The 18,740-nt window shown below is 67.6% G+C and carries 18 protein-coding genes; 14 read left to right on the top strand and 4 right to left on the bottom strand.

What is annotated here, in order from left to right; genetic code table 11:
* Nucleotides 1-138 precede the first annotated feature (138 nt).
* The 5 genes from pyk (at nucleotide 139) to QTI24_RS10255 (ending at nucleotide 5,354) form a co-directional block, all read left to right on the top strand.
* Nucleotides 139-1,587, top strand: coding sequence for a pyruvate kinase (gene pyk, locus QTI24_RS10275; protein WP_286600183.1), 1,449 nt, complete (start codon nucleotides 139-141; stop codon nucleotides 1,585-1,587).
* 199 nt (nucleotides 1,588-1,786) lie between these two features.
* Nucleotides 1,787-2,851: a class II fructose-bisphosphate aldolase gene (fba, locus tag QTI24_RS10270; RefSeq protein ID WP_286600182.1), complete on the top strand. Its 1,065-nt coding sequence runs from the start codon at nucleotides 1,787-1,789 to the stop codon at nucleotides 2,849-2,851.
* Nucleotides 2,852-2,962: 111 nt separating this feature from the next.
* On the top strand, nucleotides 2,963-3,868 hold the full coding sequence (locus QTI24_RS10265) for a phosphoribosylaminoimidazolesuccinocarboxamide synthase (RefSeq protein ID WP_286600180.1): 906 nt from the start codon (nucleotides 2,963-2,965) through the stop codon (nucleotides 3,866-3,868).
* 117 nt (nucleotides 3,869-3,985) lie between these two features.
* Entirely contained in the window at nucleotides 3,986-4,651 is a 666-nt protein-coding gene (locus tag QTI24_RS10260; RefSeq protein ID WP_286600178.1) for a helix-turn-helix transcriptional regulator, read from the top strand.
* A gap of 49 nt (nucleotides 4,652-4,700) precedes the next feature.
* Nucleotides 4,701-5,354, top strand: a complete 654-nt coding sequence (locus QTI24_RS10255) for a Crp/Fnr family transcriptional regulator (RefSeq protein ID WP_286600176.1) — start codon at nucleotides 4,701-4,703, stop codon at nucleotides 5,352-5,354.
* Nucleotides 5,355-5,364: 10 nt separating this feature from the next.
* Here the strand turns inward: QTI24_RS10255 and QTI24_RS10250 are convergent, their stop codons facing one another.
* Together QTI24_RS10250 and QTI24_RS10245 are read right to left on the bottom strand one after the other, a co-directional pair.
* Nucleotides 5,365-5,814: an META domain-containing protein gene (locus QTI24_RS10250; protein WP_286600174.1), complete on the bottom strand. Its 450-nt coding sequence runs from the start codon at nucleotides 5,812-5,814 to the stop codon at nucleotides 5,365-5,367.
* Nucleotides 5,815-5,870: 56 nt separating this feature from the next.
* Entirely contained in the window at nucleotides 5,871-6,791 is a 921-nt protein-coding gene (locus QTI24_RS10245; RefSeq protein ID WP_286600173.1) for a tetratricopeptide repeat protein, read from the bottom strand.
* Between the two features lie 36 nt (nucleotides 6,792-6,827).
* Here QTI24_RS10245 and purE point away from each other — a divergent pair, with 36 nt between their 5' ends.
* The 3 genes from purE to QTI24_RS10230 are packed head-to-tail and all read left to right on the top strand — an operon-like array spanning nucleotide 6,828 to nucleotide 9,540.
* The gene (gene purE, locus QTI24_RS10240) at nucleotides 6,828-7,370 is read left to right on the top strand and encodes a 5-(carboxyamino)imidazole ribonucleotide mutase (RefSeq protein ID WP_286600172.1); all 543 of its coding nucleotides are present in this window, start codon (nucleotides 6,828-6,830) and stop codon (nucleotides 7,368-7,370) included.
* On the top strand, nucleotides 7,367-8,533 hold the full coding sequence (locus QTI24_RS10235; protein WP_286600171.1) for a 5-(carboxyamino)imidazole ribonucleotide synthase: 1,167 nt from the start codon (nucleotides 7,367-7,369) through the stop codon (nucleotides 8,531-8,533). Before purE ends, QTI24_RS10235 begins: the two co-directional genes overlap by 4 nt.
* Before the next feature lie 5 nt (nucleotides 8,534-8,538).
* Nucleotides 8,539-9,540, top strand: coding sequence for an L-threonylcarbamoyladenylate synthase (locus tag QTI24_RS10230; RefSeq protein ID WP_286600169.1), 1,002 nt, complete (start codon nucleotides 8,539-8,541; stop codon nucleotides 9,538-9,540).
* Between the two features lie 16 nt (nucleotides 9,541-9,556).
* Here the strand turns inward: QTI24_RS10230 and QTI24_RS10225 are convergent, their stop codons facing one another.
* Together QTI24_RS10225 and dacB are read right to left on the bottom strand one after the other, a co-directional pair.
* A complete protein-coding gene (locus tag QTI24_RS10225) occupies nucleotides 9,557-11,107 on the bottom strand; it encodes an alpha/beta hydrolase family protein (RefSeq protein WP_286600168.1) in 1,551 nt (516 codons plus the stop codon).
* A gap of 108 nt (nucleotides 11,108-11,215) precedes the next feature.
* Nucleotides 11,216-12,649: a D-alanyl-D-alanine carboxypeptidase/D-alanyl-D-alanine endopeptidase gene (gene dacB, locus QTI24_RS10220; protein WP_286600167.1), complete on the bottom strand. Its 1,434-nt coding sequence runs from the start codon at nucleotides 12,647-12,649 to the stop codon at nucleotides 11,216-11,218.
* A gap of 146 nt (nucleotides 12,650-12,795) precedes the next feature.
* Between dacB and QTI24_RS10215 the strand changes: the two genes are divergently transcribed.
* The 6 genes from QTI24_RS10215 (at nucleotide 12,796) to QTI24_RS10190 (ending at nucleotide 18,737) form a co-directional block, all read left to right on the top strand.
* Complete coding sequence (locus QTI24_RS10215) at nucleotides 12,796-13,812, top strand: DMT family transporter (protein WP_286600165.1); 1,017 nt, start codon at nucleotides 12,796-12,798, stop codon at nucleotides 13,810-13,812.
* The gene (gene tsaB, locus QTI24_RS10210) at nucleotides 13,805-14,494 is read left to right on the top strand and encodes a tRNA (adenosine(37)-N6)-threonylcarbamoyltransferase complex dimerization subunit type 1 TsaB (protein WP_286600163.1); all 690 of its coding nucleotides are present in this window, start codon (nucleotides 13,805-13,807) and stop codon (nucleotides 14,492-14,494) included. The genes QTI24_RS10215 and tsaB overlap by 8 nt, the downstream gene beginning before the upstream one ends.
* Entirely contained in the window at nucleotides 14,491-15,072 is a 582-nt protein-coding gene (gene rimI / locus QTI24_RS10205) for a ribosomal protein S18-alanine N-acetyltransferase (protein WP_286600162.1), read from the top strand. The genes tsaB and rimI overlap by 4 nt, the downstream gene beginning before the upstream one ends.
* Nucleotides 15,069-15,854 carry a uracil-DNA glycosylase family protein gene (locus QTI24_RS10200; RefSeq protein ID WP_286600160.1) on the top strand — a complete coding sequence of 262 codons (786 nt, stop codon included), beginning with the start codon at nucleotides 15,069-15,071 and terminating at the stop codon, nucleotides 15,852-15,854. The genes rimI and QTI24_RS10200 overlap by 4 nt, the downstream gene beginning before the upstream one ends.
* A gap of 46 nt (nucleotides 15,855-15,900) precedes the next feature.
* Entirely contained in the window at nucleotides 15,901-16,725 is an 825-nt protein-coding gene (pyrF, locus tag QTI24_RS10195) for an orotidine-5'-phosphate decarboxylase (protein ID WP_286600159.1), read from the top strand.
* A gap of 176 nt (nucleotides 16,726-16,901) precedes the next feature.
* A complete protein-coding gene (locus QTI24_RS10190) occupies nucleotides 16,902-18,737 on the top strand; it encodes a DUF1800 domain-containing protein (RefSeq protein WP_503011240.1) in 1,836 nt (611 codons plus the stop codon).
* Nucleotides 18,738-18,740: the final 3 nt, after the last annotated feature.

The following is an 18,740-nucleotide window of genomic DNA, read 5'->3' as shown; positions in this document are numbered from 1 at the left end:
CGCCTACCCCCTGCCGGGGGCAACACCGGCGGACCGGCGGAGCCGGATCCGCGGTGTTTCTGGAAGGGGGCGCCGAAGAAATGGGTGGCGGGTGGCGGGCAAAGTGTATACAGTGTGGAATACAAACCGGAGACTTCAATGAGCACGCCACGCCTTCCCCGCCATGCCACCAAGATCGTCGCCACGCTCGGACCCGCGTCGAGTACGCCCGAGTTGGTGGAGCAGCTGATTCAGCACAAGGTCAGCGTGGTGCGGCTCAACTTCAGCCACGGCACGGCGCAGGACCACATCGATCGGGCCTTGATGGTGCGCGAGGCCGCGCGCCGCAGCGGCCGCGAGGTGGCGATCATGGCCGACCTGCAGGGTCCGAAGATCCGCGTCGGCAAGTTCGCCGAGGGCAAGGTCCGCCTGGAGGCGGGCGCGAAATTCGTGCTCGACGCGTCGCGCACCGAACCGGGCGACATCGATGCAGTCGGCCTGGACTACAAGGATCTCCCGCGTGACGTCAAGCCCGGCGACAGCCTGCTGCTGAACGACGGGTTGATCGTGCTCACGGTCGATGCCGTGAAGGGCGATGCCGTGCACACCACCGTCCGCCTTGGCGGCGATCTCTCCAACAACAAGGGCATCAACAAGCAGGGCGGCGGCCTCACGGCTCCGGCGCTGACGGCCAAGGACATGGAGGACATCAAGACCGCGATGAGCTTCCAGGCCGACTATGTGGCGGTGAGCTTCCCGAAGAACGCGACCGACATGGAAATGGCGCGTCAGCTCTGCAATGTGGCTGCCGCGGAATTCGGCCACAAGCCCGGGATGATCGCCAAGATCGAGCGCGCCGAGGCGATTCCCAAGCTGGAGGAAATCCTGCGCGCGAGCGACGGCATCATGGTCGCGCGCGGCGATCTGGCCGTCGAGGTCGGCAATGCCGCCGTGCCAGCGCTGCAGAAGAAGATGATCCGCATGGCCCGCGAGATGGACAAGGTCGTCATCACCGCCACGCAGATGATGGAATCGATGATTACCAATCCTGTGCCCACTCGCGCCGAGGTCAGCGACGTGGCCAACGCGGTGCTCGACGGCACGGATGCCGTGATGCTCTCGGCCGAGACCGCCTCGGGTCGCTATCCGCTGGAGACCGTGCAGGAAATGAGCCGTATCTGCGAAGCCGCCGAAGCCGCCGAGGATTTGCAGCTCGACGCCGATTTCACCGGCCAGAAGTACAGCCGCATCGACCAGTCGATCGCGATGGGCGCGCTGTTCACGGCCCATCATCTCGGCGCCAAGGCGATCGTCGCGCTGACGGAATCGGGCTCTACGCCGCTGTGGATGAGCCGCCACCGGGCGCACATTCCCATGTATGCGCTGACTTCGCGCCTCTCGACGCAGCGCAAGATGGCGCTCTACCGCAACGTCCGCCCGCTGCTGATGGATTCGGAAAGCGATCGCGACACGGCGCTGGAGCAGGCGGAGGCCCACCTGAAGAAGCGCGGGATCGTACAGAAGGGCGATGTCTACGCCATCACCTGCGGCGAGCCGATGGGCGCGCCGGGCGGCACGAACATGCTCAAGATCTGCAGAGTCACTTGACTCGCCCCCAGGCTCGCCCACTTCGTTTGGCCGCCTGCCCCCTACCGGGGGCAACACCGGCGGTCCGGCCGAGCCGGTTCCGCAGTGTTTCCCGAATCGGGAGCGGTCTCTGAGGCCATGGGGTGATGTCCGCGGGGGTGGTTAGTAGAATCGTTGGAGTTTTTCCCGATTCATCCCCAGATTTCCGCGAGGTATTTCCATGGCTCTCGTCTCGATGCGCGAACTGCTCGACCACGCCGCCGCCAATGGCTACGGCATTCCGGCGTTCAACGTCAACAACCTCGAACAGGTGCAAGCCGTGATGGAGGCCGCCAAGGAAGTCGGCGCGCCGGTCATCCTGCAAGCCAGCGCCGGGGCCCGCAAGTACGCGGGCGAAGCCTTTATCAAGCACCTGATCCAGGCGGCGATCGAGGCTTATCCGACGATCCCGCTGGTGATGCACCAGGACCACGGCCAGAGTCCGGACGTGTGCAAGGGCGCCATCGACCTCGGCTTCAGCTCCGTGATGATGGACGGCTCGCTCGAGGCCGACGGCAAGACCATCGCCAGCTACGACTACAACGTCGACGTGACCAAGAAGGTCGCCGACATGGCGCACAAGTACGGTGTGACTGTCGAAGGCGAGTTGGGCTGCCTCGGTTCGCTGGAGACCATGAAGGGCGACAAGGAAGACGGTCACGGCACCGATGCCACGATGACGCGCGAGCAACTCCTGACCGACCCCGAGCAGGCCGCCGACTTCGTCAAGCGCACCCAGATCGACGCGCTGGCCATCGCCATCGGCACCAGCCATGGCGCCTACAAGTTCACCCGCAAGCCCACCGGCGACATCCTGGCGATCGACCGCATCAAGGAAATCCACCGCCGCATTCCCAACACCCACCTGGTGATGCACGGCTCGTCGAGCGTGCCGCAGGAACTGCTGGCGATCATTCGCCAGTACGGCGGCAACATGAAGGAAACCTACGGCGTGCCGGTCGAGGAAATCCAGGAAGCCATCAAGCACGGCGTGCGCAAGATCAACATCGACACCGACATTCGCCTGGCAATGACCGGCGCGGTGCGCAAGTTCCTGGCCGAGAACCCCGAGAAGTTCGACGCCCGCGAATGGCTCAAGCCGGCGCGCGAAGCCGCCAGGCTGATCTGCAAGCAGCGTTACATCGAGTTCGGCTGCGAAGGCCAGGGCCCGAAGATCAAGGGCGACAACCTGCAAGTGGTCGCCGCCAAGTACGCCAAGGGCGAACTGATCCAAGAAGTCGTCTGACCCCTTAGATCCGACGATCCGACGCAGAAGCCACCTTCGCGGTGGCTTTTTTCTGAGTGGCGCCGCGCGCACAATCTCCGACGTCCACCGCACCGCTCCACAGCCATCCCAATGACCACCGTCCACACCTCCTCCATCCAGAGCCTTCCGCTGCTCGCGCGCGGCAAGGTGCGCGACAACTATGCCGTCGGCGACGACCGCATCCTGATGGTCGCGAGCGACCGCCTTTCCGCTTTCGACGTGATCATGGGTGAGCCCATTCCGGGCAAGGGCGTGATCCTCACGCAGATGGCGCTGTGGTGGTTCGACCGGCTTGGCCACCTGTGCCCCAATCACCTGACCGGCGATGCGCCGGAAAGCGTGGTGAAGCCGGAGGAGGTGCCGCAGGTCAGGGACCGCTCGATGCTTGTCAAGCGACTCAAGCCCATTCCCGTGGAAGCAGTCGTGCGCGGCTATCTCGCAGGCAGCGGCTGGAAGGAATACCAGGAAAACCGCGCCGTCTGCGGCGTGCCCCTGCCGGAGGGCCTCACCAACGCGAGCAAGCTGCCGCTGCCGATCTTCACCCCCGCCGCCAAGGCGGAGGCGGGCGCGCACGACGAGAACATCAGCTATGACAAGGTGGTGGAAATCGTCGGCCCCAAGCTTGCGCAGCAGATCCGCGAGACCAGCATTGCGATCTACGAGGCGGCCGCCGAGATCGCGCTCGGCAAGGGGATGATCATCGCCGACACCAAGTTCGAGTTCGGCCTGGACGAAGCCGGCACGCTGGTGCTGATGGACGAGGTGCTCACCCCCGACAGCTCGCGCTACTGGCCCGTCGAGGGCTACGAGGCCGCCCTCGCCGCCGGCACCAACCCGCCGAGTTACGACAAGCAGTTCGTGCGCGACTGGCTCGAAGCCACGAAGATCAACGGCAAGCCCTGGGACAAGACCCCGCCCGCGCCGCGCCTGCCGGCTGAAGTGATCGAGAAGACGGCTGCCAAGTACCGCGAAGCGCTGCAACGGCTGACGGGTTGAGTCAAGCCCACTCGGGGGGGTGATGTGAATAAATCACAAAGTCGCCGGCAATAGTCACCGCACGCAAAGGCGGCCGTCTTTCAAACTGAGCGCATCCCTACAAATGAGGAGAGCGCCATGGAAACGACAGCCGACCTTCAGATCCGTTACGTTTCGGATTGGAGTCCCGTCACGGCGAGCCCACCCGACGCGTTGCAGGCCGGCATGCTGGCCCGAGTCCTCGACGAAATCGACCATGGACTGCTGCTGATCGACCTGACCGGCCGCATCCTGCACGCCAACTACCCAGCCCGCCGCGAGTTGGCGACAGGCCACATGCTGCGCAACGGGGACGGCATGCTCTGCGCCAGCAACCCCGCAGCCCAGTCACAGGTTCGCCAGGCGCTCAAGGACGCGGAGCGCGACTGCCGCGGCATCGTCGAACTCGAGCATGACGGCGACACGCTGTCGCTGGCCTTCATCCCGCTCGCTGCCGTGCATGGCGCCTCGACCATCGACACCGTGCTCGTCATGTGCAGCCGCCGCCCTGGCTGCGAGATGCTCACGATGCAGATGTTCGCGCGCGCCCGGCACCTGACACGGGCCGAGCAGAACGTGCTGGCCCGGCTGTGCGCCGGCCACGGGGCCGAAGAGATCGCCTGCCTGGAAGGCATTCGAATGTCCACAGTGCGTACTCACATCAAGAACGTGCGCCAGAAGACGGGCAGTAGCAGCATCCGCGAGGTCGTCCACCGCGTGTCGCGCATGCCGCAGATCGTGTCCGCCTTGCGGATGGTCGAGTAGCGACTTACCCCAAGCGCGTGCGGTCTGGGCGCGCGCTTATATTCAGTGGATGGCTCCTCACGCATCCATTGGCGACCTCCCGGAAGTCGTGCTGCCGCCACCGTTGCAGAAGCTGGCGGAGCACGGCGTTCAGCGGCGCTACCGGACGCACGCCATGCTGATCGAGGAGGGCGACACCGGCGGCTCCGTCTACATCGTGCTGTCCGGCCGGCTGCGGGCTTTTCTTGCCGATGCGCGAGGCCGCGAAGTCACGCTGGCCTTGCACGGACCCGGCGAGTACGTCGGGGAGATGTCGCTGGACGGCGGCCCGCGATCCGCGAGCGTGCAGGCGGTCGAACCGACGGTTTGCGCCGTGGTCACGCGCGAAACCGTGCTGCAGCACATCGGGGCGGATCGGGAGTTCACGCTGGCGCTGATCGTGCGGCTGATCCGCCGCGCGCGTCTGGCGACGGAAAGCGCACGCAGCATGGCTTTGTTGGACGTCTATGGCCGCCTGAAGCTGCTGCTCGAGGAGCGCGCCAAGCTGCAGCCCGACGGAACGCGCTGCATCGAGGAGCGCTTGACGCATCAGGCCATCGCGAGCGAGATCGGGTGTTCGCGCGAGATGGTCAGTCGATTGTTGAAAGACTTGGCCGTCGGTGGCTACATCGAAGTGAGCCAGGGGCGGATGAAGGTCAAGGGGCCGCTGCCGAGCCGCTGGTAGGGCGGCGCCTTCAGCGTGTCGAGGCGCTGCTCAGCGTCGCCACCGTCCGCCCGCTCGCATCGAGCAGCGACAGACGCGAAGGCCCCTGCATCCGATAGCTCGCCGTGGCCTGCAAGGCTGCGAAGAACTGCGTTTCGCTGGCGCTGCGTGCCGGATCGACGCACGCCATGCGCGTCGAGGCCAACTGGCTCATCTTGAGCGCGCTGCCGCTGCGCTCGAAAGTCCCCGTCACGCGATTGCAACCGCCCGAGCCGCTCAGGCGGTTGTTGCGCCGGTCGAACTGGAGCTGCGCATCGCGCTGGGGATCGCCGCTGGGCGTGACCGTTTCCCCGCCAAGCTGTTCGAGGCGCCAGACCGGGCCTTCGATTGCTTCGTCGAGGCTGATGCCGCTACCGCATCCGGCCACCACTCCGGCGGCAAGCAGGACTACGGCGAAAAAGGCAGCGGGGCGAAAACGCATGGTCTGTCTTCCTTCTGCAACAGATTGTTCACCCCGGCATCGTATTCGAGGTCGCCCTAGCTCAGGACCACGCTGCTCAAACGGCGCCTGTAGCTGGCCACCGTCGGATCGTCGGGCGGGATCTGGCCATCGGCCACCTTGACCTTCGGCGGCTCGATGATGTCGAGGATGGCGATGTAGGTCTTGCGCGCAAGGTCCTCGTTCCAGCTCTTGTCGCGCATCAGGATGTCGAGCAGTTCGTCCATTGCGTCCGTCCAGTGCTGGGCGCTCATGAGCAGGCGGGCGCGGTCGAAGCGGGCATCGAAGTCGCGCTTGTTGGCCGCGATCCGTGACTCCAGATCGGCCAGCGCGGGTGCGGCGCCCGTCGCCGGCATCGCGAAATCGATCGCGTCCATCCAGCGCTGCAGTGAGTCGAAGCGGCGCACGATCGTGGTCTTGGCGATCACCGGAGCGAAGGCCACCTTGGCATCGTCGATGCGGCCTTCCTGCAGCAGCAGTTTGATGTAGTCGAAGCGCGCATCGTCGTTGGCCGGGTCGGTGGCGACCGCATGCTGGAGCTTTTCGAGCGCGCCCACGGTGTCGCCCTCGGCCAGCGCTGCCTGCGCGGACTCTTCCTGTTCCAGTGCCTCGGTCTCGTCGGCGCCTGGCACGTGCTTGTCGAGGAAGGTGCGGATCTGGTCGGCGGGAATCGCGCCGACGAAGCCGTCGACCGGCTGCCCTTCCTTGAACATCACGCAAAACGGGATGCTGCGCACGCCGAACATCTGGCTCAGCTGCTGCGAAATCTGGGGCACCTTGTCGGCGTCGAGCTTGGCGAGCGTGAAGCGGCCGGCGTATTCGACTTCGAGCTTTTCGAGCACCGGGCCGAGCTGCTTACACGGGCCGCACCACTCGGCCCAGATGTCGAGCAGCACCGGTGTGGTCATCGAGCCGTCGATGAGCTCGGTCTGGAAATTTTCGAGGGTGATGTCGATCATCGCTGGATGTGGGGGGTGAAACGTAAAATTCGAACCATGAAGCAAGCAATTCAGGTCGGTGTGGTGATGGGCTCGAACTCCGATTGGGAGACGATGCGCAACGCCGTCGAGATTCTCCAGCAATTCGGCATCGCCCACGAAGCCCGGGTCGTATCAGCTCATCGGATGCCCGACGAATTGTTCGCCTACGCCGAAAGCGCCGCGCCGCGCGGGCTGGCGGCGATCATTGCAGGCGCCGGCGGGGCCGCCCATCTGCCCGGCATGCTGGCGGCCAAGACCACGGTGCCGGTGCTCGGCGTGCCGGTCGCGAGCCGGCATCTCCAGGGGGTGGATTCGCTCTACAGCATCGTGCAGATGCCCAAGGGCGTGCCGGTCGCCACCTTCGCCATCGGCAACGCGGGCGCGGCCAATGCGGCCCTGTTCGCGGTCGCGATGCTGGCGGTGGGCAACCCGACGCTGCGCGCGCAGCTCGACGCCTTCCGCGAAAAGCAGACCCAGGCCGCCCAGTCCATGACACTACCGCCGGTCGAGTCCGCGGAGGTATCACCGTTTTCGCCGCAGGGTGGGGGCGCACTGTGAGCACCATTCCGCCGGGCGCCACGCTGGGCGTGATCGGCGGCGGCCAGCTGGGCCGCATGTTCGTGCACTCGGCCCAGCGCATGGGTTATTTCACCGCAGTGCTCGACCCCGATGCCGACAGCCCTGCGGGGCGAGTGAGCCATTACCACATCCACACCGACTACACCGACGTGGACGGCCTGGCGCGGCTCGCGGGGCTGGCCGACGCCATCACGACCGAGTTCGAGAACGTTCCGGCCCCTTCGCTCGAACATCTCGCCATCGCGCGGCCGGTGGCCCCCGGCGCCGATGCGGTGGCGATCGCGCAGGACCGCATCCGCGAGAAGGGCCATTTCATTCGCTGCGGCGTCGATTGCGCTCCCTACGCCGTCATCGAGACTGCCGACCACCTGGCGGCCGTTCAGCCGAACCTGCTACCCGGGATCCTCAAGACCGCCCGGCTTGGCTATGACGGCAAGGGCCAGCGCCGCGTGGCGACGCAGGCCGAGCTGGCCGCGGCCTGGGCCGATGCCGGTGGCGTCCCGTGCGTGCTCGAGAAACTGCTCCCGCTCGATTTCGAGTGCTCGGTGATCGTCGCGCGGGGCGTGGACGGGCACATGGTGCATTTCCCGGTGCAGCGCAATCTGCATCGTGACGGCATCCTCGCCGTGACCGAAGTCCATCCGCAGAACATGCCCGAATCGACCGCGCGCCGTGCCGTGGCGGCGGCCCGTTCAATCGCAGAAGGCCTCCGCTACGTCGGCGTGCTGTGCGTCGAATTCTTCGTGTTGTCCGATGGCTCGCTGGTCGTCAACGAGATGGCGCCGCGTCCGCACAACAGCGGCCACTGGTCGATGGACGCCTCGGACGTCTCGCAGTTCGAGTTGCAGGTGCGCACGCTCGCGGGCCTGCCGCTGAATCCGCCGCGCCAGCACAGCGTCGCGATCATGCTCAACCTGCTCGGCGACCTGTGGTTCATCGACAGCGACGTGCAGGAAGAGCCGCGCTGGGCCGACGTGCTCGCCCTGCCCGGCACGCACTTGCACTTGTACGGCAAGACCGAGGCGCGTCGCGGCCGCAAGATGGGGCACCTGAATATCACCGGGGACGGTATCGAAGCGGTTCGCAGCACGGCGGACTTTGCCGCGGCGTTGTTGGGCCTGCCCATCCCCTTGTCGGAGTGAGCGGAATGATCCGCGACGGTCGTACGCCCGAAGCCATCGACGAGGCCGCCCGGATCCTGGGCGATGGTGGGCTGGTCGCCTTTCCGACCGAAACCGTCTACGGCCTGGGCGCGGATGCGGGCAGCGACGCCGCCGTCGCGAGGATCTTTGCGGCCAAGGGCCGGCCGAGCGACCATCCGCTGATCGTGCATGTGCCGGCCGGCGCGACCGGCACCGAGGCCTTGGCCCGATTCGCCCAGCCACTTCCCGAGTTCGCGCAAAAGCTGGTGCGCGCCTTCTGGCCCGGACCCCTCACCTTGATCGTGGCGCGCCAGCCCGGCGTCGGCGCGGCCGCCGCGGGCGGGCAGGACACCATCGGCCTGCGCTGCCCTTCGCATCCCGTGGCGCAGGCGCTGCTCGCGGCTTGCGCCCGGCAGGGCGTGTACGGCGTCGCAGGGCCGAGCGCCAACCGCTTCGGGCGCGTGAGCCCGACAACGGCGCTGCACGTGCAGGAGGAATTCGGCGACGAACTCCTGGTGATCGACGGCGGTCCGTGCGAGGTCGGCATCGAGTCGACCATCGTGGATTGCAGCCGGGGCGCACCCGTGCTGCTGCGCCCCGGCGCCATCACGCGCGGGCAGATCGAGTCGGCGTGCGGCGAAGCGCTGCGCGACAAGGAAGACCTCGCCACGCCCGATCCGCGCGCCTCCGGAACGCTCGAAGCGCACTACGCGCCCAGCGCCAAGGTGCGCCTCATGGATGCCAAGGCGCTGCAGACAGGGCTCGACGTGCTCGGCGCGAATGCAGCGCACATCGCCGTGTGGTCGCGTACCGCGCTCAAGAGCCGGTCGCAGCGCGTGCTGCAGCGGCGCATGCCGGACGATGCGGCAGCCACCGCGCAACAGCTCTTCGCGGTGCTGCGCGCCTTCGACGCCGAAGGCGTCAAGCTGATCTGGGTGGAGACGCCCCCATCCGGGCCCGAATGGGAAGGCGTCCGGGACCGACTGCAGCGCGCAGCCGCGGCCTGAATCCCACAGTTCCGCTTCAGAGTCCTGAAGCGAGTACGCCCTGGAAGAAGCCCCGGGCCGACGCCAGGCAGAACGGCATCACCAGCGTGCCGTGGTACGCCAGCGCGACGGCCTGCGCCTGGTCCGCGGGCGTGCCGGGCGTATTCGCGACGACGCTGGCCCTGGCCGCGGCGAAACCGGCTCGAGCGGACGAGAAGGCATCGGTCGTGGCGCCGTCTTCGAGGTCCACCACCGTCAACGCCGCAGCCGGCACGCCGCGGGCGCGGAAGTAGCCGACGGTCGCGCGGGTACTCAGGAAGTTCACGGTCGGGTCGTTGGCGCCGCCGCACATCATCATGGGCCGGGTCGGCAGCCAGTTGCGCAGGTCGTTCGCCACCGCTGCCTTGCGGAAGCCGAGCAACGGCTGACAGTTGAGCGGCGCCGTGGTGCCCAGCGATGCCACCGTCGCCGGCAGGGCATTGCCGGCGCAGGGATTGGCCAGGATGTCGTTGGCGGCCTGTGTCAGGTAGCTTTGCCTGACCAGGTTGTTGGGGCCGTAGAAGATGGAGAACGCAGGGCTGATCGGTCCCGGCACGGCGTTGGCCGGAAAGAGCGCGAGGGGCGGCAACTTTCCAGTCTGGAACAGGGTGTTGATCGGCGTCAGGCTGGGTAGCAGGGTGTCGATGCCCGGCGCGTATTGCGCTTCGTAGATGTCGCTGGTGGCTGTGTAGACGTTGCCGAACTGCTTCTGCCAGCTGGTCGAAAGCAAGGGGGTGAAGATCGTGGAGGCCAGCGCCGGCCAGCCGCTGAAGCTGTAGTCCGTCAGCAGGGCGATGGCTGAGGGCGCGGACAGGGGCGCCGAGGCCGTCACCGTTTTTCCGGTCGTCTGCATCTCGCGGTGCGCCGCCATGGCCACGTAGCCGCCCTGCGAATAGCCCGTGATGAACAAGGCACCCGAATCGGACGCGCTGATCACCGAGAAGGTCTTGCGCGCCGCGGCCAGCGCGTCGACCATGTCCTTGCCCTGCTGGTCGCCGTTGAGGTAGGGGTGGTAGGGAAGCGTCGACTTGTCATAGCCCGCGTAGTTGGGCGCCACCACGATGTAGCCCTGTGCGGCGAACATGGCCGCGACAATCAGGCCCTCGCCAGCGGCGGGCTGGTTGGCCTCGGTCCACTTGGCGAGGTTGTAGTCTCGCGCCGGGGTGGTGCCGTGGGCGTACAGCACCGTCGGGCGCTGGCCGTTGCAGACGGCGTCGCTGCCGGTGGGCACCATGATGGCGGCCGTGGCGTTGGTTTCCTCGCCTTGGCCGCCGACGGTGCGGTACTCCAGGTATCGGATGTCGACCCCGCACTTGGCGGCCCCCGTCACCTGCTGTATTTGCGTTCCCTGGGGCGTGGAGGCGAGCAGCGCCGTGAAATCGTTGAGCGACAGTTGCTTGGTTCGCTCGGGCGGAAACGTCACGACCGAGCCGCGTCCCGAATCGACCGCGGACGGTACGTTGAACACGAAGTTGTTGTGGTCGCCGCCTCCACAGCCGGAGAGGAGGAGCGCGATGCCCGAGAGGGCGAGTGCGGGCAATCGGGTCATGGCCTTGTCTCCTGCTGTGATTGGAATCGGACTCGCGCTCGATTCTGGGCAGGGGTGGCAAGCCGCGCAAGCGGTGTTCGCCTACATGGGGCGGCGGTCAGCGAACAGTCAGTTGTCCTGCGCGGCCCAGTCGACCAGCGCGTCGAAGGCCGGCCGCGCCGCCACGGCGTTGGCGTGATTCGCGATGGCGATGACCACATAGCGCCGGCCGCTCGCGGCATGCACGTAGCCGGCCACGCCCGCAGCGTCGCGCAAGGTGCCGGTCTTGAGGTGGGCCGCGCCGCCCGAGCGCAGGCCGCGCTTGCGCAGCGTGCCGTCGACACCCGAAGCCGGCAGCGACGACACCAGCTCGGGCATCACCGGCGAGCGCCACGCCACCTGCAGCATCTTCGCAAGCGCGGCCGCGCTGATGCGCTCCTCGCGCGAGAGGCCCGATCCGTTGTCGAACACCGGCTGCCCTTCGCCGGTGCCGATGCGGTCGTTCCACCATTGGCGCATGGTCGAGCGCGCGCCGTCGAGCGTTCCGCGCCTCTTCTGCTGCAGGCCCAGCGTGAGGAAGAGTTGCTGCGCCATCACGTTGTTGCTGTATTTGTTGATGTCGCGGATCACCTCGGCCAGCGGCGGTGAGGGCAGCTCGAAGGCCGGCTTGAGTTCCGCAGGCACGCGGCCTTCGCGCACCACGCCCTGGATGCGGCCGCCCATCTCGATCCAGAGTCCGCCGACCGCGCGTGCCGCGTAGCTGCGAGGATCGGCATAAGCCACGGGCCAGACCTTCTCGCCGCAGGCGGCCGGGAAGCTGCCTGCGAAGCCGAGGCGTGCCGGATCGGCGAAGTCGGCGGCCAGCGTCGTGCGCCAGTCGTTGCACTCCCCGGCCGAGAGTGGCACCGTAGTTTGCGCGGTCACGCCGGCCAGTGCCGGCTCGAAGCTCACTTGCGCCGTCTGCGTCGCGCGGTTGGGCACGAAGGTCATGACGACCGACTTGAAATTGATCAGCAGCGCGTCGGGCGCGGCGTTGTAAGGGCGCAGGCCCTCGCCGTCGAAGGCGGACGGGTCGGTGTCCGCGACTTCGAACGCGCTGCGGTCCAGCACGATGTCGCCATTGATGCTCTGGATGCCCAGGCCCTGCACACGGCGTAGCAGGAGCCACAGCCGTTCCAGCACGAGCTTCGGGTCGCCCTGGCCCCGGATATAGAGATTGCCTTCGAGCACTCCGTTGCGCACTGGTCCGTCGACGTACACCGGTGTCGTCCACGTAAACGCCGGGCCCAGCAGATCGAGCGCCGCATAGGTCGTGACCAGCTTCATGATCGACGCCGGATTGACCTGCGTCTGGGTGCGCCATGCGAGCCGGGGCGGGCGGATGCCCTCGGCGTCGACCACCAGCATCGTCACGGCATCGCGCGGCACCTTCGCGCGGACCAGCGCAGCATCGACTTCGTTGGGAAGCGCTTGCGCCCCAACGTGAAACGGCGCCAGTGAGAGCGCGAAAACAACCGGAAGAACGCGGCAGAAGCGCCGCAAGACAAGAGGCAAGCAAGACATCCCCGCGATTATCCGACCCGCCATACCAGAAACACCGCGGAACCGGCTTTGCCGGGCCGCTGGTGTTGCCCCCGGCAGGGGGTGGGCGGCCACACGAAGTGGGCTAGCCTGGGGGGAGCAATGGCCACCGAGCCGATAATCCCTCGATGCCCGTTGCTCCCCGTTTTTCTCCCCGCACCATCGGCATCGGCGCAGCCATCGTCACCGTTTTCGTCTGGACCGCCTTCATCGTGATCGCGCGGGCCTCCGCCGGCCGGTCGCTGAGCCCCTTCGACATCGCATTCGCCCGCATCTGCGGCGCCAGCCTGGTGCTGATGCCTTGGGGCGCCTGGCTGGTGATGCGCGCGCGAGCGAGCGATCCGACCGCGCAAAGCTCGTTCTTCGGGTTGTCGCCGCTCCCGCTGCGCCTCACCGCGATCGCCGGTGTCTTCGGAGGCCTGGCCTATGCGTTGCTCGCCTACACCGGCTTCGTCTTTGCGCCGGCCGTCCATGCGTCCGTCCTGATGCCCGGCAGCCTGCCGCTGTGGACGGCGGTGCTCGCGGCCATCGTGCTGCGCGACCGCATCACGCCGGGACGCGCCCTGGGCCTGGCACTGATCGTCCTGGGCGATCTCTTCGTCGGCGGCGCCAGCCTGCTACATGCGCTGGAGGGCGGCGCGATCTGGAAGGGCGACCTGCTGTTCATGAGTGCAGCCTTCTGCTGGGCCTGCTACAGCGTGGTGGTGCGCAAGCACGGGCTCGACGCCGTGCGCGCAACCATCGCCATCACGGTCTTCGCCTTCATGACCTATGTGCCGGTCTATGCGCTGCTGGCGGCATTCGGCGCGGTGGCAAGCCGGCTCGATACGGCGCCTGTCGGCGAAATCGCTTTCCAGATGCTGTTCCAGGGTGTGGGCTCGGTCGTCATCTCGGGCATCACCTTCACGCGGATGATTCAGTACTTCGGGCCCGTGCGTTCCACCATGATCACGGCCCTGGTGCCGGGGCTCTCGGCGCTCGGTGCGGTGATCTTCCTGGACGAACCGCTGTACTGGAATCTGATCGCGGGCCTGCTGCTGGTCACCGCGGGCATCCTGTTCGGCGTGCAGCGCAGCCGAGCGGCCATCGTGAAGACGACCGCCCCCGTGGTGAGCGCCGCGGCGAGGAGCGGTATCGATGCCTAAGCTGCTCGCCTTCGACACCAGCACCGAGGCACTCTCGATCGCCGTTCGGCACGGCGACACGTTGCTGGAACACAGCGGCATCGGCGGCGCGCAATCGTCATCGACGCTGATCCCGCTGATCCAGCAACTGCTCGTCGAAGCCGGCCTGACGCTCGTCGAACTCGATGCCATCGCCTTCGGCCGCGGGCCTGGTTCCTTCACCGGATTGCGCACGGCCTGCTCGGTCGCACAGGGCCTGGGTTTCGGCGCCGGCGTGCGGCTGCTGCCGATCGACACGCTCCATGCCGTCGCCGAGGAGGCGCGCCATCGATTTGGTATCGAGCGTGTGGTCGCAGTGCTCGATGCGCGGATGGAGCAGGTCTACACGGCGTGCTACGACCTCGGCCTCGAAGTCACCGCGAGCGAAGCGGAACTACTGGCGCCCGAAGCCGTTGTCGTGCCGGCCGGCTGGGCTTTGGCGGGCAATGCCTTCGGGGCCTACGGCGAGCGCCTCCCGCGCGCGACGGCGCGGCATGAAGTGCTTCCCACAGCGGCGGCCTTGCTGCGCCTCGCGCCCGCGCTGCTGGCCGCGGGCCGCACCGTCGCGCCGGCGGACGCCTGGCCTCTCTACGTTCGCGATAAAGTGGCGCAGACTACCGAAGAGCGCGCCGCCATCAAGGCGGCGGCCACGCATTCACCATGAGCGCCGTCCTGCAACAGCCGCGTGAAGCCCGCCTCGAACCGATGACGGTCGAGCGCGTCCCCGCCGTCTGCGCGATCGAGCAGACGGCGTTCACCCACCCCTGGACGCAGGCCAACTTCACCGATTCCCTGGCCGCCGGCTATCACTGTCAATGCCTCGTGGCACCTGCCGCCGACAGCCAGGCTGCGCCGTCGCAGACTGGCGTGCGCGCACTGTGGAGCCGGGCCGTGGGTCGCACCGAAGACGAAACGCTGATTGGCTACTTCGTCGCCATGAAGGGCGTCGATGAAGTCCACCTGCTCAACATCACCGTGGCGCCGGCCTTCCATGGGCAAGGATGGGCGCCGCTGATGCTGGAGGCGCTGGCCGGATGGTCGCGCGGGCAGAACGTCCAATGGCTGTGGCTCGAAGTGCGCGCAAGCAATGCGCGCGCCCTCGCGGTCTACGAACGAAATGGCTTCCGCCGCGTCGGCGTGCGCAAGGGCTACTACCCGGCCCACGACGGTCGCCGCGAGGACGCAGTGGTGATGAGCCTGCGCCTGCAAGAATCCAATAGCGCCTGGGGAGGCTTGAAATGACGACGAGTGGAATGAGCCTCGATGCGCGGCAGCGCGCGATGCTGGACGAGATGGGCATCAAGCTCTTCTGGTGGCCGGCGACGGAGCTGGTCGAAGCGCCGGCTGTTGCCGTGGCGGAAGCGCCCGCAGTGGGCGAAGCCGCCGCGGAAGCTCGACCTCGGGTCGTGGCGCCGGCCGCGCCGGTGCGCCCCCTGGCAGCCGAACCGGCGGCGGCACCTGCGATGGCCCCGCGCGCGCCGGTCGCGCTGACCCACGGCGCCTCCATCCTCGTGGATGCGCCACGGCTTCTCTATGGCGACGCAGCCGCACCGAAAGGCGGCTGGCTCATCGTCGCGGACATGCCGCCGGAACTCGACGGCCGCCACGGCGAGCCCTTTGCCGGCGACGCGGGACGCCTGTTCGACAACATGCTTCGCACCCTGCATCTGCACGGTGGCGAGACGCCCGTGCACCTGATGCGCACGCACCGGGGCGTGGCCTCGGGGCAGCCGGACAGCCCGCGCCCGATCGCCGATGTCTTCGCGGAGCATGCTGCCGCGCTGGCGCCGCGTCTCGTGCTCGCCATGGGTCCGCTGGCGGCGCAAAGCCTGCTGCAAAGCGGTGATCCGCTCGGCAAGCTGCGCGGTCGCGCCGTGCCGGTAGCGATGCTGCCCGGCGTGAAGGACGCGCCGCCGGTGGTCGCCACCTACCACCCTGCCTATCTGCTGCGCAACCCGGGCGATAAGGGCCGCGCTTGGGCCGACCTCTGCCTGGCCGCCGAACAGTTCGAACGCGCGGGCTGAGCCCGTCGCCGGCCGCCCTGAGCCGGCGCGCCTAAAATTCCGCCCCATGACCTTCCTGGACAAGCTGCGCGCCGCCGAGCGCCAAAACGGCTCGCTGCTGTGTGTCGGCCTCGACCCCGAACCGACGAAGTTTCCCGCCCACCTGAAGGGCGACGCCAGCAAGATCTACGACTTCTGCGCCCGTATCGTCGATGCCACGGCCGATCTCGCGATCGCCTTCAAGCCGCAGATCGCCTACTTTGCCGCGCACCGGGCCGAAGGGCAGCTGGAGCAGCTCATGGAGCACATGCGCCGCAACGCGCCGCACGTGCCCACGATCCTCGATGCCAAGCGCGGCGACATCGGCTCGACGGCCGAGCAGTACGCCCGCGAGGCTTTCGAGCGCTACGGCGCCGACGCCGTCACTCTCTCGCCCTTCATGGGCTTCGATTCGGTCGAGCCCTATCTGCGCCACCATGGCAAGGGTGCTTTCCTGCTGTGCCGGACCAGCAATCCGGGCGGCGCCGATCTGCAGGGTCAGCGCCTTGCGGGCGTGGAAGGCGAGCCTTTTCTCTACGAACACGTGGCCCGGCTTGCGCAGGGTCCATGGAACCTGAACGGGCAGTTGGGCCTGGTGGTCGGCGCCACCTACCCGGCCGAGATCGAACGGGTGAGGGCCCTCGCACCCACGGTTCCCTTGCTGATCCCTGGCGTGGGCGCACAGGGCGGCGATGCGGTCGCCACCGTGCGGGCTGGTTGGCGCCCGGATGCGCCGATCGTGGTCAATTCCTCCCGCGCCATCTGCTACGCCTCCTCGGGCGACGACTTTGCCGAGGCCGCCCGGCGCGAAGCGATCCGCACCCGCGACGGGCTCGAAGCCGCGAAGTCCTGAAGCGACATTCCGCGCCGCTCCAAGCCGTTGCTGGCGGCGAAGTGACGAAAAAGTCACACTTCTTAACAAATAATGTCCCCTTGACCTCCTCCTGAAGCCCTCTGGCCGTGGCGAGAGTTGGGCATGGCACTTGCCTGGAAAAAGCGGCGCCCCAGCGCCGAGGAGTGAGGAGTTCCATGGTGGAAAACATCGCAACCGGCCGCGCTGAGGCGACCGATGATTCGGCGCGCGCGGACCAGACATCCATGCCGGCCCCCGCAGCGGAGTCGCACAGCCCGCTGCCGCTCGCGGCCGCACTGGCCGCCGCCGCCGCCCTCGCGGCATGCGGAGGTGGTGGGGGTGGCAGCGGAGGCGGCGGGTTTGCCGCGCCGGGCGCCGGCACAGGCGTTCAGGCCGGTTCCCTGACCGCGCTGGCCAGCACGCCGACCGCCCAGACCTACGTCTATCGGGAAGCGAAGACCGACGACGAGGCCGCGCGCTTCCTCCTCCAGTCGCAGTTCTCCGCCTCCGAGGCGGGGATCGCCGCCGTGCGCAGCAAGGGCTACCTGGTCTGGCTGGGCGAGGAGGCCGACCGTCCCGGCACGCAGACCGGCTGGGAGTGGATCGCGGGCAAGCCCTACGGCAGCGTCAACACCGACGACATGATCTGGAACCAGCTCATGACGGCGCCGGACGGCTTCCGCAAGCGCATGGCGCTCGCGTTGACCGAGATCTTCGTCGTGTCGTCCACCGACATCGGCTCCAACTGGTCCAGCCATCTGATGGCCCAGTACTGGGACACCCTGGTCGCGGGCGTCACCGGCAACTTCCGCAAGCTGCTGGAGGACGTGACGCTCAACCCCGCGATGGGCTACTACCTCAACACCAAAGGCAACCAGAAGGAAAACGCCCAGGGCCGGCAGCCGGACGAGAACTATGCGCGCGAGGTCATGCAGCTCATGAGCATCGGGCTCTACCAGCTCAACGCCGACGGCACCCTCAAACCCGGCGCCGACGGCGCGCCGCTCGACACCTACACCCTCGACGACGTGACCAACCTGGCGCGCGTCTTCACGGGCTACGACCTGGACATCCGCACCGACGAGAAGGGCGGCACCGCGGGCGGCTTCACCCGTCCCGACGGCTCCACCGCCGAAAGCAACCTGTGGACCACGCGGCCGATGGCGCTGACGGCCTCGCGACATTCAACGCTCGAAGCGAAGTTCCTCGGCGCCACGGTGCCGGCGGGCACCGAGGGCAAGGCCGCGCTCAAGATCGCGCTCGACACGCTGTTCAACCATCCGAACGTCGGCCCCTTCATCGGCAAGCAGTTGATCCAGCGCCTGGTGACCAGCAACCCGAGCCCGGCCTACGTCAAGCGCGTGTCGGACGTCTTCGCGGACAACGGCTCCGGCGTGCGCGGCGACATGAAGAGCGTCTTCGCGGCCGTGCTGCTCGACAACGAGGCGCGCAGCCCTGCGGGCCTGAGCGAGCCGACCTTCGGCCGACTGCGCGAGCCCATGCTGCGCTTCGTGCAATGGGCGCGTACCTTCGGCGCCGTGTCGACCACCGGCAATTGGAAGATCGGCGACCTCTCCCAGCCGAACAGCCAGCTCGGCCAGAGCCCGCTGCGCTCGCCCTCGGTCTTCAACTTCTTCCGCCCCGGCTACGTGCCGCCTTCGACGGCGATCGCCAGCGCGAAGATGGTCGCGCCCGAATTCCAGGTGGTCAATGAAACCAGCGTCGGCGGCTACCTCAACTACATGAAGGACGCGCTGCCGAGGAACAGCAAGGACGTGAACGCGACCTATGCGGGCGAACTCGCACTGGTGCTGGACCCCGCGGGCCTCGTGCGCCGCCTGAACCTGCTGCTCACGGGCAACCAGCTGTCGGACGCCACCCAGGCGCTGATCGCCAACGCCCTCGGTACGCCCGCCGTGACCGCCAGCAGCACCGATGCCGTCAAGCTCAACCGCGTGTATGCCGCCGTGCTGATGGTGATGGCTTCGCCCTCCTACCTGATCCAGAAATAAGGG

The organism is Variovorax sp. J22P240 (assembly GCF_030316855.1).
GTDB lineage: Bacteria > Pseudomonadota > Gammaproteobacteria > Burkholderiales > Burkholderiaceae_C > Variovorax.
The sequence above is the reverse complement of the archived record's forward strand: the minus strand, read 5'-3'. Positions and strand labels throughout refer to the sequence as shown.

Bases quoted from the DNA above. Each gene is read 5' to 3' on its own strand.
- pyk (WP_286600183.1), top strand. From the start codon at position 139: ATGAGCACGCCACGCCTTCCCCGCCATGCCACCAAGATCGTCGCCACG.
- fba (WP_286600182.1), top strand. From the start codon at position 1,787: ATGGCTCTCGTCTCGATGCGCGAACTGCTCGACCACGCCGCCGCCAAT.
- QTI24_RS10265 (WP_286600180.1), top strand. From the start codon at position 2,963: ATGACCACCGTCCACACCTCCTCCATCCAGAGCCTTCCGCTGCTCGCG.
- QTI24_RS10260 (WP_286600178.1), top strand. From the start codon at position 3,986: ATGGAAACGACAGCCGACCTTCAGATCCGTTACGTTTCGGATTGGAGT.
- QTI24_RS10255 (WP_286600176.1), top strand. From the start codon at position 4,701: ATGGCTCCTCACGCATCCATTGGCGACCTCCCGGAAGTCGTGCTGCCG.
- QTI24_RS10250 (WP_286600174.1), bottom strand. From the start codon at position 5,814: ATGCGTTTTCGCCCCGCTGCCTTTTTCGCCGTAGTCCTGCTTGCCGCC.
- QTI24_RS10245 (WP_286600173.1), bottom strand. From the start codon at position 6,791: ATGATCGACATCACCCTCGAAAATTTCCAGACCGAGCTCATCGACGGC.
- purE (WP_286600172.1), top strand. From the start codon at position 6,828: ATGAAGCAAGCAATTCAGGTCGGTGTGGTGATGGGCTCGAACTCCGAT.
- QTI24_RS10230 (WP_286600169.1), top strand. From the start codon at position 8,539: ATGATCCGCGACGGTCGTACGCCCGAAGCCATCGACGAGGCCGCCCGG.
- QTI24_RS10225 (WP_286600168.1), bottom strand. From the start codon at position 11,107: ATGACCCGATTGCCCGCACTCGCCCTCTCGGGCATCGCGCTCCTCCTC.
- dacB (WP_286600167.1), bottom strand. From the start codon at position 12,649: ATGTCTTGCTTGCCTCTTGTCTTGCGGCGCTTCTGCCGCGTTCTTCCG.
- QTI24_RS10215 (WP_286600165.1), top strand. From the start codon at position 12,796: ATGCCCGTTGCTCCCCGTTTTTCTCCCCGCACCATCGGCATCGGCGCA.
- tsaB (WP_286600163.1), top strand. From the start codon at position 13,805: ATGCCTAAGCTGCTCGCCTTCGACACCAGCACCGAGGCACTCTCGATC.
- rimI (WP_286600162.1), top strand. From the start codon at position 14,491: ATGAGCGCCGTCCTGCAACAGCCGCGTGAAGCCCGCCTCGAACCGATG.
- QTI24_RS10200 (WP_286600160.1), top strand. From the start codon at position 15,069: ATGACGACGAGTGGAATGAGCCTCGATGCGCGGCAGCGCGCGATGCTG.
- pyrF (WP_286600159.1), top strand. From the start codon at position 15,901: ATGACCTTCCTGGACAAGCTGCGCGCCGCCGAGCGCCAAAACGGCTCG.
- QTI24_RS10190 (WP_503011240.1), top strand. From the start codon at position 16,902: ATGGTGGAAAACATCGCAACCGGCCGCGCTGAGGCGACCGATGATTCG.